The sequence below is a fragment of the Microbacterium mitrae genome (assembly GCF_008017445.1).
Lineage (GTDB): Bacteria > Actinomycetota > Actinomycetes > Actinomycetales > Microbacteriaceae > Microbacterium > Microbacterium mitrae.
Window position 1 is genome coordinate 918,549 of record NZ_VRSW01000001.1, and the last position, 12,362, is coordinate 930,910.

The 12,362-nt window shown below is 63.8% G+C and carries 12 protein-coding genes; 5 read left to right on the forward strand and 7 right to left on the reverse strand.

The features are described from left to right. Positions 1-103 precede the first annotated feature (103 nt). From purH to FVP60_RS04375, 4 genes are all read right to left on the reverse strand, one after another. Positions 104-1,711 (reverse strand): bifunctional phosphoribosylaminoimidazolecarboxamide formyltransferase/IMP cyclohydrolase, encoded by a 1,608-nt coding sequence (gene purH, locus FVP60_RS04360; RefSeq protein ID WP_147825007.1) that lies wholly within the window; start codon positions 1,709-1,711, stop codon positions 104-106. 12 nt (positions 1,712-1,723) lie between these two features. Next, the gene (gene purN, locus FVP60_RS04365) at positions 1,724-2,329 is read right to left on the reverse strand and encodes a phosphoribosylglycinamide formyltransferase (RefSeq protein ID WP_147825008.1); all 606 of its coding nucleotides are present in this window, start codon (positions 2,327-2,329) and stop codon (positions 1,724-1,726) included. Positions 2,330-2,338: 9 nt separating this feature from the next. Further along, positions 2,339-3,652, reverse strand: a complete 1,314-nt coding sequence (locus tag FVP60_RS04370) for a cell division protein PerM (protein ID WP_147825009.1) — start codon at positions 3,650-3,652, stop codon at positions 2,339-2,341. A 70-nt stretch (positions 3,653-3,722) separates the two neighbouring features. Beyond that, a complete protein-coding gene (locus FVP60_RS04375) occupies positions 3,723-4,181 on the reverse strand; it encodes a nitroreductase family deazaflavin-dependent oxidoreductase (protein ID WP_147825010.1) in 459 nt (152 codons plus the stop codon). A 57-nt stretch (positions 4,182-4,238) separates the two neighbouring features. Here FVP60_RS04375 and FVP60_RS04380 point away from each other — a divergent pair, with 57 nt between their 5' ends. Continuing rightward, entirely contained in the window at positions 4,239-5,636 is a 1,398-nt protein-coding gene (locus FVP60_RS04380) for an NCS2 family permease (RefSeq protein ID WP_147825011.1), read from the forward strand. A 198-nt stretch (positions 5,637-5,834) separates the two neighbouring features. Here the strand turns inward: FVP60_RS04380 and sucD are convergent, their stop codons facing one another. Together sucD and sucC are read right to left on the reverse strand one after the other, a co-directional pair. Continuing rightward, positions 5,835-6,737, reverse strand: a complete 903-nt coding sequence (gene sucD / locus FVP60_RS04385; RefSeq protein ID WP_147825012.1) for a succinate--CoA ligase subunit alpha — start codon at positions 6,735-6,737, stop codon at positions 5,835-5,837. Between the two features lie 31 nt (positions 6,738-6,768). Continuing rightward, complete coding sequence (gene sucC / locus FVP60_RS04390; protein ID WP_147825013.1) at positions 6,769-7,935, reverse strand: ADP-forming succinate--CoA ligase subunit beta; 1,167 nt, start codon at positions 7,933-7,935, stop codon at positions 6,769-6,771. 412 nt (positions 7,936-8,347) lie between these two features. Between sucC and FVP60_RS04395 the strand changes: the two genes are divergently transcribed. From FVP60_RS04395 to FVP60_RS04410, 4 genes are read left to right on the forward strand one after another with little or no spacing between them, the layout of a single operon-like run. After that, the gene (locus tag FVP60_RS04395) at positions 8,348-9,052 is read left to right on the forward strand and encodes a hypothetical protein (protein WP_147825014.1); all 705 of its coding nucleotides are present in this window, start codon (positions 8,348-8,350) and stop codon (positions 9,050-9,052) included. Between the two features lie 47 nt (positions 9,053-9,099). Next, the gene (locus tag FVP60_RS04400; RefSeq protein WP_147825015.1) at positions 9,100-9,474 is read left to right on the forward strand and encodes an SseB family protein; all 375 of its coding nucleotides are present in this window, start codon (positions 9,100-9,102) and stop codon (positions 9,472-9,474) included. 21 nt (positions 9,475-9,495) lie between these two features. Next, the gene (locus FVP60_RS04405) at positions 9,496-10,161 is read left to right on the forward strand and encodes a TetR/AcrR family transcriptional regulator (protein WP_147825016.1); all 666 of its coding nucleotides are present in this window, start codon (positions 9,496-9,498) and stop codon (positions 10,159-10,161) included. Positions 10,162-10,184: 23 nt separating this feature from the next. Then, positions 10,185-11,237, forward strand: coding sequence for a class I SAM-dependent methyltransferase (locus FVP60_RS04410; RefSeq protein WP_147825017.1), 1,053 nt, complete (start codon positions 10,185-10,187; stop codon positions 11,235-11,237). Here the strand turns inward: FVP60_RS04410 and FVP60_RS04415 are convergent. Next, on the reverse strand, positions 11,215-12,342 hold the full coding sequence (locus FVP60_RS04415) for an NAD(P)-binding domain-containing protein (RefSeq protein WP_147825018.1): 1,128 nt from the start codon (positions 12,340-12,342) through the stop codon (positions 11,215-11,217). The genes FVP60_RS04410 and FVP60_RS04415 overlap by 23 nt on opposite strands. Between the last annotated feature and the right edge of the window lie 20 nt (positions 12,343-12,362).

Sequence of the window (12,362 nt, forward strand, 5' to 3'; positions counted from 1 at the left end):
TCGCGCTCGATGGTTCCGCCCCCGCGCGCCGCGCCCACACACCCCCCTCAACGCGAAAGCGGGCGCCCGGCGACAACGCCAGACGCCCGCACGACGGGTGAGCTCAGTGGAAGAAGTGACGCTCGCCGGTGAAGAACATGGTCACGTTGGCGGCACGTGCGGCGGCGATAACCTCGTCGTCGCGAACGGAGCCACCGGGCTGCACGATCGCAGAAACACCGGCGTCGATCAACACCTGCGGCCCGTCGGCGAACGGGAAGAAGGCGTCAGAGGCCGCAACGGAACCAACGACGCGGTCGCCGGCGCGCTCGACGGCGAGGCGGCACGAGTCAACGCGGTTGACCTGCCCCATGCCGATTCCGACGGTGGCCGATCCCTTTGCCAGCACGATGGCGTTGCTCTTGACGGCGCGGCACGCCTTCCACGCGAAGATGAGGTTTTCCATCGTGGCGTCGTCGGGGCGCTCACCGGTGACCAGCTGCCAGTCGTTGGCGACCGATGCGATGTTGTCGGGGAAGCGGTCGGCGTCTTGCAGCAGCAGGCCACCAGAAACCAGGCGCACATCCATGCGCTCCTGCTGCCAGTCTTGCGGCAACTGCAGCACGCGCAGGTTCTTCTTCTTGCTAAACAGGTTCAGCGCCTCGGGCTCGTAGCTCGGCGCGACGATGACCTCGGTGAAGATGTCTTGCAGGTTCTCCGCCATCTTGAGCGTGACCTTGCCGTTGGCGGCGATAACGCCACCGTACGCCGACACCGGGTCGCACTCGTGGGCGCGAAGGTGCGCGGAGGCAATCGGGTCAAGCGCGTTGGGCGCCGTCACCGCGATGCCGCAGGGGTTCGCGTGCTTGATGATCGCCACGGCGGGCTTGACCATGTCAAACGCGGCGCGCAGCGCAGCATCGGCATCAACATAGTTGTTGTACGACATTTCTTTGCCCTGCAACTGCTGCGCCTGCGCGATGCCGTGCCCACCCTGACGGGTGTAGATCGCGGCGCGCTGGTGCGAGTTCTCGCCATAGCGCAGCGTCGCCATACGCTCAGCCTGAATGGTCAGGTGCGCGGGCAGCTCGTATCCGTCGGTCAGCAGTTCTTCTGAGAACCACGCCGCAACAGCCGTGTCGTACTTCGCGGTGTGCGCAAACGCACGAGCCGCCAACTCCCGGCGCTGCACCAGCGTGGTTCCGCCGTTCTTGACGGCTTCGATAACGGAACCATATGACGCGGGTGAGACGACGATGGCGACGTTTGCGAAGTTCTTCGCAGACGCTCGCACCATGGCGGGGCCACCGATATCGATCTGCTCCACCACCTCGTCACCCTGCGCGCCGGAGGCGACCGTCTCCACAAACGGGTACAGGTTGACGACAACCAGTTCGAAAGGCGCGATACCCATCTCGCCGAGCTGACGCTCGTGATCTTCGAGACGCAGATCTGCCAGCAGACCCGCGTGCACGCTCGGGTGCAGCGTCTTTACTCGGCCGTCAAGCGACTCCGGAAACCCCGTGACGCTTGACACATCGGTCACGGCGTGACCGGCATCGCGAATCGTCTGGGCCGTCGAGCCCGTCGAGACGATCTCAACGCCGGATTCTGCCAGCGCCGCGGCCAGGTCGAGCAGACCCGCCTTGTCGCTAACCGAGACGAGTGCTCGGCGAACCGGAACAACATCTCGTTCACGGTATTCGGCAGAGTCGTGGCGGGGTCCAGCCATGGGTGCGTCCTCTCAGGAGTGCGGGGTTGGTTCGCGATGCGCCGCCAAGTCAATGGCTCCGTTCGCGATGTCACGGACCACGTCGATCAGCAGGCGCCGCTCGACGGGCTTAATTCGTTCGTGCAGGGTGTGCTCGTCATCGCCAGGAACAATCGCGATGCGCTCCTGGGCAAGAATCGGGCCAGAATCAACGCCCTCATCGACCACAATGACGCTCGCACCGGTTTGTGAAACCTGTGCCTCGATGGCGTCACGCACGCCATGTGCCCCCGGGAACTCCGGAAGGTAGGCGGGATGCGTGTTGATGATGTTGGGCGCGAATCGGCTGACGACGGCTGCGGGCAGGAGCCGCATGAGGCCGGAGAGCACAATCAGGTCAGGATTCCAGACGGTGAGCTGGTCGGCGAGTTCGCTGCCCCATTCGGCGCGACGCTCCTTGCCTTGCCACGGCACGACAAAACTGGGAATGCCGAAGGCTTCTGCATGCGCGAGCCCGTCGGCTTCACGGTCGGCGCCGACGACAATGATGCGAGCGGGATAGTCGGCGGCGCTGGCTGCCTCAAGCAGAGCGCGCAGATTCGATCCTGTGCCCGAGATAAGTACGGCGACCGTTAGCACCCGACTAGTCTAGACCGCGCCGCCGATCGGCTTTGTCTCTGAGTCAGACGCCACCGGTTGCGCCAATGTCTCCGCCTCTTCTGCCAGCGCGGGCTCTTCGGGCAGCGATTCCCAGTCCTCATCTTCGCCCCGCGGCAGCAACAGCATCACGGCGGCACCGATACCCACTTCGACGAACAGCGCGAGCGTTGCCAGACCAATCTGCGGCCCGAAGTCGGCCATTCGACCAGGGCCAAGTGATCCGCTCGCAAGCGCGAAAACTGCGGCGGCGATACCGGCAGCGATCGCCGCCGGAACCACGGCGAGCACGATGCGCGGCGGGTATGGTTCCTCCTCGCCCAGCACAGCCGCATAGCGCGAGCGCATGATGAAGCCCGAGAGCACACCGATGCCGATCGGCAGCAGCACGACCGCGAGGAGGAAGGTGTGGGAGAACTCCGGAACCAGTCCAAACGGAGGCAGGCCCGGCAGCACGCCCAGGTGCGTTGCGGCGGGTGATACCGAGGCGCCGGTGCCCAGAATGATGCCCGGGCCCGCGATCCAGGCGAGAGCCCACGCCATCAGGGTGGGCAGGTACGCGAACGTTGCGAGCGCCATGATGGTCGCGCCCATCGCGTCAACGCCCGAGGCCTGATATAGCGCAATGACCTCTCCGCCGCGCGCGATGACGCTGACGACGACGGCCAGCGCCGAAACCGCGACAAAACCAAGGAGCACCACCGCGGTGCCGCGCACCACGAGCGCCGGAACCTCGGCCCAGGCGGTCGGCAGCTGATCGACACGGTCGTGGAGCGCATCGATGGGGCCGTCATCGCCGTCAATCCAGGCTCGCACCACGGCGCCGACGAGCAGCGGAATGGCGAAAGCGAGCGCCGGGTACAGGATCGCGGCCAGCGGCTCCGACGTGGCGATGGGGTTGTTCGAGGTGATTTCAACCACCACGGCCGCGAGAGTGAAGATGACGGCGCCGGAAACGACGCCCGTGATCCAGCCGCCTGCGCGAGCCGCGCGGATGCCGGAGCGGGCGCCAGACCAGACCGTGAAAGCCAAGAATGCGAGGGGTGCGAGCGAGATGATGAACGACGACGCCTCCGCGGGGATGCCCGACGCGATCAGATATTCCGGAGCCAGCTCGATGGCCTGCGGAACGTGGTGGCCCAACTGCCAAATCGTGGCCGTCGCCGGCCACAAGCCCTCCCAATATGTCGCGCCCAGCGACAGCGCCCACATGACCGTGAGCGGTGCCAGCACGGCTGCAAGCCCCACGGCCGCGGCCACAGCGGCGTCGAAGGCGGCAAGGAGGGCAATGAGGAGGCGATGCATGGCCTTTTGACCCTACCGGCAGCGCCCGCGCTGCTCCTGATCCCGCGCTGTGACGGCGAAATTTCGCGTGTTACGACTCGTCGTTCATTGCCGGAGTCATGCGTTCCAGCAACACAACCGGAATCACGCGGTCGGTCTTGCGCTGGTAGCCGGCGTAGGGCGGAAATGCCTCGCACGCCCGCGCCCACCACTCTTCGCGCTCGGCACCAGAAAGCTCGCGCGCCAGATAGTCGGCCTTGTCGCCACCGTCTTGCAATTCGACATGAGGGTTCGCGCGAATGTTGTGATACCAAGACGGATTCTTTGGCGCGCCGCCGAGGGATGCAATCACAGCGTAGGAACCATCGTGCTCAACGCGCATCAGCGGCGTTTTTCGTAGCGCCCCGGATTTCGCACCGACCGTCGTCAGCACAATGATCGGCATGCCGTCGAAGTCACCGCGTTGCGTGCCCCCTGAGGATTCGAACGCTTCAGCCTGCGCTCGCGCCCAATCCGAGGTTCCTGGCTGGTAAGTTCCTGTGAGTGGCATGTTTTTCCTTTCCGGGACTGCGCCACGCCCATTCCCCTACCCTGCCCAGGAGATTTCATGGCGACTGCTACGCCTACTGAACCGAAATCAGGTCTTGACCGTTTCTTCCACATCTCGGAGCGCGGCTCGACCGTTGGCACCGAAGTTCGTGGTGGCCTCGTCACCTTCGTGACGATGGCGTACATCGTTATCCTGAACCCCATCATCCTTTCGGGCAAGCCCGACATCGCCGGAAACGAGCTGCCGTACGAGGCTGTTGGCGCGGCAACCGCGCTCACCGCGGGCGTCATGACGATTCTGTTCGGCCTCGTCACGCGCCTGCCGTTCGCGTTTGCCGCGGGTCTCGGCATTAACGCGTTCGTCGCATTCTCGGTGGTCGGCCACGTCACCTGGCCGGAGGCGATGGCGCTCGTCGCGATCAACGGTGCGCTCATCGTGCTGTTGGCAGCAACGGGCCTTCGAAAGATGATTTTCGACGCGGTTCCGATGCAGCTGAAGATCGCCATTACGGTCGCCATCGGCTTCTTCATCGCCTTCATTGGCTTCGTCAACGCCGGCTTCTCCACCTCGACCACCCTGCCCTCGCCGCCCGTTGAGCTGGGCCAGGGTGGTTCCATCGCCTCCATCAGCACGCTGCTGTTCATCATCACCGTGCTGATCACGGGCGCGCTCGTCGCACTCAAGGTCAAGGGCGCCCTGCTGCTCGGCTTGATCGGTGGTTCCGTTATCGCAGGCATCGTCAACCTGATCAACCCGCAGGAGGGCCTGTTCAACTTCACCGGCTTTGTCGGTCTGCCCGATCTCAGCCTCATCGGCGCCGTCGACTTCTCGTTCGACTTCACCAAGGTGTCGCTGATCGCCATCGTGATGCTCGTCTTCACGCTGCTGTTCTCGAACTTCTTTGACGCGATGGGAACCATGACAGGCCTGGCAACAGAGGCAGGCCTTGCCGACAAGAAGGGCGACTTCCCCCGCATCAAGTCGGCGCTTGTCGTCGAAGGTGTCGGCGCGATCGCCGGTGGTCTGAGCTCCACCAGCTCGAACACCGTTTTCGTTGAGTCGTCTTCAGGCATCGGCGAGGGCGCCCGCACCGGTCTTGCCAACGTGGTGACCGGCGCTCTGTTCATCATCGCAATGTTCTTCACGCCGATCACGGGTCTTGTTCCGGGGTCGGTCGCTGCGGCCGCTCTCGTCATCGTGGGAGCGATGATGATGGGCCAGATCAAGAACATCGACCTGAGCGACTTCCGCGTGCTGTTGCCGGTGTTTATCACCGTGGCAACCATGCCGCTGACGTACTCGATCGCCAACGGTATCGGCGCGGGCTTCGTCGCCTGGGTGGTTGTGAACGCGCTGTCTGGCAAGGTCAAGACGATTCACCCGCTGATGTGGATCGTCTCGGCCGGTTTCGTGGTGTTCTTCGCGCGCGGCCCGATCGAGGCGCTGTTCGCCTAGGTCTCTTCACTGCAAAAGATGGGGTTCTCACCATGTGGTGAGAACCCCATCTTTCTTGGACTATCGCGCCGCCGTCTCGTTCGATTCAGCGCAGCGCCGCAGGCGTTGCGTCACGCAACTTTCGCACGAAACGCAGTGCCGGCACATAAGAAAAGGCCGCCCCCGGACGAATCCGAGGGCGGTCTTTTCTGGTGCTTATTACAGCGAAGCGATAATGGCTCGCATCAGCTCAGCAGCCTCAGACGGGGTCTTGCCGACCTTGACGCCTGCGGCTTCGAGAGCTTCCTTCTTAGCCTGTGCGGTGCCAGCCGAGCCGGAGACGATCGCGCCGGCGTGGCCCATGGTCTTGCCCTCGGGCGCCGTGAAGCCAGCAACATAGCCGACAACGGGCTTGGTGACGTTCGCCTTGATGTAGTCAGCGGCACGCTCTTCAGCGTCACCACCGATCTCACCGATCATGACGATGGCCTTGGTCTCGGGGTCAGCCTCGAATGCGGCAAGCGCGTCGATGTGCGTGGTTCCGATGATGGGGTCGCCACCAATACCGATAGCGGTCGAGAAGCCGAGGTCGCGCAGCTCGAACATCATCTGGTAGGTCAACGTGCCCGACTTCGACACGAGACCGATCGGGCCCTTGCCCGTGATGTTTGCCGGCGTGATGCCAACAAGCGCCTCACCCGGCGTGATGATGCCGGGGCAGTTCGGGCCGATGATGCGGGTCTTGTTGCCCTTTTCGATCGCGTAAGCCCACGCCTCAGCCGAGTCACCGACGGGAACGCCCTCGGTGATCACGACAAGCAGCGGAATCTCTGCGTCAATAGCTTCAACCATGGCGGCCTTTGTGAAGGCGGCCGGAACGAAAGCGATCGACACGTCAGCGCCGGTCTCCTTCATGGCCTCTTCAACGGTGCCGAAAACCGGCAGCGATACCGGGTTGCCCGCAGCGTCAATGTGCTCGACAGTGGTACCAGCCTTGCGAGCGTTGACGCCACCGACGACCTGCGTGCCAGCCTTCAGCATCAGGGCGGTGTGCTTGGTGCCCTCACCGCCGGTGATGCCCTGCACGATGACCTTGGAATCCTTGTTCAGGAAGATCGACATGTTCTTAAGTCCCTTTTTCCTTCAGTCCGGTTCAGGCGTTCGCGAGAGCCGCGGCCTTGTCAGCGCCCTCATCCATGCCTGCGGCAAGAGTGACGAGCGGGTGGTTGGCGGCGGCGAGAATCGCGCGACCCTCTTCAACCTGGTTGCCATCGAGGCGAACGACGAGCGGCTTCGAAGCCGTGTCACCGAGCATCTCGAGGGCCTTCACGATGCCTTCTGCAACAGCAACACACGAGGTGATGCCACCGAAGACGTTCACGAAGACGCTCTTGACCTGCTCGTCGCCGAGAATCACGTCAAGGCCGGCAGCCATGATCGTTGCCGACGCGCCGCCACCGATGTCAAGGAAGTTGGCGGGCTTGACGCCGCCGTGGTTCTCGCCTGCGTACGCAACAACGTCGAGAGTCGACATAACGAGACCGGCACCGTTTCCGATGATTCCGACCTCACCGTCGAGCTTGACGTAGTTCAGGCCAGCAGCCTTTGCCTTGGCCTCAAGCGGGTCAGCGGCGTCCTTGTCTTCGAGCAGCTCGTGCTCGGGGTGACGAACCTCAGATGCGTTGTCGTCCAACGTGACCTTACCGTCGAGCGCAATCACATCGCCCTCTTCGGTCAGCACGAGCGGGTTGACCTCAACCAGCGTCGCGTCTTCACCCTTGTACACGTTGTAGAGCTTGACAAAGACGTCCGAAACCTTCTCAATGAGCTCTGCCGGGAAGTTTGCAGCCGTCGCGATCTCGACAGCCTTCTCCTTGTCGATGCCGCGGAGCGGGTTGACCTCGATGCGTGCGAGCGCCTCGGGCTTCTCGACTGCGAGAACCTCGATCTCCATGCCGCCCTCTACCGAGCACAGGCTCAGGTAGGAGCGGTTAGCGCGGTCAAGCAACACGGAGAAGTAGAACTCCTTCGCGATGCGAGCACCCTGCGCGATCATGACGCGCTTGACGACGTGACCCTTAATATCCAGGCCGAGGATTGCCTTGGCAGCCTCGTACGCCTCTTCCGGCGTCTTGGCGACCTTGACGCCGCCAGCCTTGCCACGACCACCGGTCTTGACCTGGGCCTTAACAACAACAACTCCGCCGATCTTCTCGGCGGCGGCCTTGGCCTCTTCGGGAGTGTCCGCGACGATACCGGCGAGAACCGGCACCTCGTACTTCTCGAAAAGGTCACGTGCCTGGTACTCGTACAGATCCACTGTGCTTCCTTCGTGGGCGACGGTTGATGAAAGTCTCTCGATATCGAGATATCGACCAGTCATCAAGCCTACTACTGGTTCCTGAACGTGGGAATTTTTGAACATTGCGTCACCCAACCACGTTGGACGCCCACTCGGAGCCACTCGTGAAGCCATAAACACAACGGCGTTGAGCACCACCATCGCGGCTAGATGAGACCACAGTCGGGGCTAGATGAGACCACAGTCGGGGCTAGAGACAAGGCACTCGATCGATTCGTCGAACAGGCTTCCCGCCAAGTGCTCGGAATTGGCGACGGTGAGCTTGAATGGGTGTTCAAGGACGCGAGCGTAGCAGAGGCCGCGTTCGAGCGATTCTTGGAAGCGGGCCTCATCCCACCGATTACGGTTCACACGACAGGATAATGAGCACGTGACTGAAACCTCTCCGCAACGATTCAACGTGCTGGCGCAGTGGGGTCCGCGCGCAGAAGATGCCAGGGCCGTCGCAACCCGCACCGCAGCATCGCTGGTCATGCTTCGCGAACTCGGCGGCGCATGGCGTGCCCCCCTGTCGTCAGACGGCATTGTCGTTGACGACGCCGACGTCGAGGCCGCTGTGCGCGCACAGCCGCTCACCAACGACGCGGGCGACGATCTCTCACACCTCGGCTACCAGCCCGCCTTCACTCTTGGCGAGCTTTCCGAGGCGACGACCGCTCCCGATCATGCCGCGCTGAAAATCACGTCGTCATCCATCTCGACCACATCGGGAGTTCCGGTCAGTAGCGCCTTGCTGGTCGCGCAGGGCGCACGTTATGTCGAGCCTCTGCTCGCGCACGCGTTAACCGTAACGGCCACTATGGGGGACACCTGGGGCGCGTCCGCCGCTTCGCTGCGCGATATGTCGCTGATGCGGGCCGAAGCAACCGCTCCGCGCCATGTGGGGTTTCCGGTGTGGGGTTATGTCGCGTGGCTTGCTGACACCGTCTTTGATGCCACAGCGCCGGTTGCGGGGGCATCTGTTACCTGCGTTGGCGAAGGCGCGTTGCTGGTCGTGAACGACCGCACCACCGAGGCGACCGTCAAGGTTTGGGGCGAGCTATTGCGCTCCGGACGATTGGGGCGAATCGCCTGAGCGAACAATCTGTGTCATTCAATCGGTGATGAGACAATCGAAGCATCATGACTGACGCATCATCCCCTGACCTTGCTGCTCTCGTTGCGCAGGCCGAAGCCGGAACCATTTCTCACGATGAGCTCGTAGATACGTTCCTGAGTGCCACCATCTTCGTGCCGTCAACGGACGACCCAGCTGACGGCGAGATCAGTCCGGTCACCATCAACTTCGACGAAACCGACTTTTTGGTGGTGGCTGCCACCGAGTTTGCGCTGCAACAGACCCGCGATGTCGCAACCTTCGCGGTTCCGATGTCTGGTCGCGCAATCGTGGGTGGCATGAACCCGCAACTCGCGTTGCTCGTCAACCTGGACAAGGGCGCGTTCGCTCTGCCGCTCGGCATGCTGAATGAGATTCGTGCCCAAAACCCGCTGGGCTGAGCCCGGCGATATGCTGAGCCGATGAGCGAGCGCGATACCCAGGCAGCAACCACCCGCGTGATCGCCGCGGCGCTCGATCTGTTTGCCGAGCAGGGCTTCGAGCAAACCTCCGTTGAGCAGATCGCGAAGGCGGCAGGAGTATCGCGGTCCACCTTCTTTCGCCAGTTTGGCGGCAAAGATGACGTGATTTTTGCCGATCACGAACGACTGCTTGAAGTGCTTCGTGCGTTCCTTGACCAGACGCACGATGACCCGTGGGCGACCGTCTGCGAGGGGGCGATGCTGGTGTTTCGCTACTTCAGCGACAATGCCGACGTCGCGCGGCGCCGCTATCAACTGGTGCGCCAAATTCCCGCGCTTCGCGAACGTGAAATCGTCGCGGTGTTTCGTTATGAGCGACTCTTTGACGAGTATCTGCGCGAACAGCTGCCAGAGATCGACCCGGTTGATGCCGTCAGCTACTCGGCACTCATTGCTGCCGTGCACAACCACGTGCTGCGCCAAATGCTGCGCGGACGCAAGGTCGCACCCGCGACGCTGCGACAGCACCTCGACAACGCGATGCGACGTTTCGGCGTTCTCGGCACCGACGCTGACCCGCAAGACGACGATCTGGTGGTCGCGGTATTCCCACGCTCCATGCCCGCCGCCGAGGTAGCGAGACGCGTGAGCGCACAGCTCGGCTGATCTGTTCGTGACAGCATGGAACCATGTCGCCTTCGCCGGTCACGCCGCTCGCCCCGGTTGCCGCTCTCGCCCTTGACGATGCGCTCGAACTAAAACCGAACGCATCGGTGATCGCCGTCATCGGCGGCGACGATCTCGCCGAGGCCGTGGTCGCGCAATTTCCCGCCGCCGTGGTGCGAGCCTTTAATGACGTGACGCCGCAGGACGAACCCGCCGTCGGATTCACCCGCGCACCACTGGACGGCACCCTCTTCGAGAACGCCGACCTCGTCGTCGGGCTCCTGCCAAAATCTCTCGCCGAGCTCACCGAAATCGCGTCGCTCGCGGCTACCGCGGCAGCGCCAGGGGTCGTAATGACACTCGCCGGGCGCGACAAACACATGAGCCGCGGCATGAACGCGGCGCTGGAGTCATGGTTCCGCTCGGTCTCTGCCAGCCGCGGCCGCCAAAAATCACGCGCCCTGCGCGCACGCGAACCCCACCCCGTCGCACCTCTCCCCTATCCGCGCCGTGCAACGGTCGCCGGGCTCCCGTTCGCGGTTTATGCGCACGGCGGCGCATTCGCCGGCGCGACCCTCGATATCGGCACCCGCGCGTTACTTGATTGCTGGCAGGCGATTATCGCCACGCACGACGGCGCGGCGCAGCACGTTGTTGATTTGGGTTGCGGAACCGGTGTGCTGGCCACCACGGCGGCGCTGCGGTTGCCTGCGGCGCGCGTTACCGCGACCGACCGTTCTTGGGCGGCTGTTGCCTCGACGGCCCTCACCGCGGCCGATGCCGGCGTGGGCGACCGCGTCACCGTGACGCAGGACGATGCGGGCGCCGCCATCGCCGACGGCACGGTCGACCTCGTGCTGTTTAACCCGCCGTTTCACGATGGCGCTGCGGTCGATGAAGAGATGTCGCACCGCATGTTCCGCGCGGCCGCCCGCATGCTCCGGCCCGGCGGATCACTCGCGGTCGTCTATAACTCGCACCTGCGTCATCGCGGCGCGCTCGAGCGGATTGTGGGCCCGACCGAGCAACTCGATCGCACCCCGAAATTCACCGTCACACTGTCGCGCCGACGATAGCGTCGGCGTCTGTTGAGGCCTTGCCGGGCGCGCGACCCACAATGGCACGCACGGCATCGCGCCCGGCGCGATTCGCGCCGACTGTTGATTGGCTGGGGCCGTAGCCGATCAGAAAGAGGCGCGGCTCGTCAATCGAGCGGCCGTTGGCAACACAAATGCCGCCCTCGGGCGTGCGCAGCCGCAGCGGTGAGAGGTGCCCGATGGCGGCACGAAACCCGGTGGCCCACAGGATCACATCAACCTCGTGAAGCACACCGTGTGGAGTGCGAACGCCGCGCGGTTCAATGGCGATAAACATGGGTCGCGCGTGCAGCACGCCCTTGCGCTCAGCACTCTGTGCCCACGGCCCCCACAGCATTCCGGTCACCGACACGACACTGCCAGGCGGTCGCCCCTGCCTCACACGCTCTTCGACGCCCGCGATGGCCGCAACCCTGGTTGCGGTGTCAAACGCGCTGGCATCGAGCCAGACCGGTTCGGCGCGGGTAAACCACAGCACCTCACTCGCGACATCGGCGATTTCGTCGAGCAATTGCACGCCGGAGACGCCAGCGCCAACGATCGCGACCCGCTTGCCGGCAAACTCGTCGCGCGAGACGTAGTCGTGCACGTGCAGTTGTCGTCCGGCGAAGGTGGCGGCACCGTGAACAAACGGAACATATGGCTGGTTCCACGTGCCCGTCGCGTTAATCACGAACCGAGCCGCGTACGTCTCGCCATCGGTTTGCACGAGAAGGCGCCCGTGCGGGTCGTCACCGTCGCGCGTCACGCGTCGAACGGTGACGGGGCGTTGAACATCCAGACCAAACTCTTGTTCGTACGCCGCGAAGTACGGTGGCAGCACGTCACGCGCGGGCAGCTCGGGATCGGCGGGCGGAACCGGCATGCCGGGCAGCTCGTAGATGCCGTTCACGGTGGCCATGCGAAGCGAGCGCCACCGATGTTGCCACGCGCCGCCCGGGGCGTGATCGGCATCGAGAATCACGAAGGTCTGGCCTGCAGGCGCCGCACGATCGAGCGGAACAAACCCGCGTCGCCGCAAGTGATAGCCGGCTGAGAGCCCTGCCTGGCCTGCGCCAATGACAACGACATCAACGGTACGCACGGCGCCCCCTTCCTCCGGTT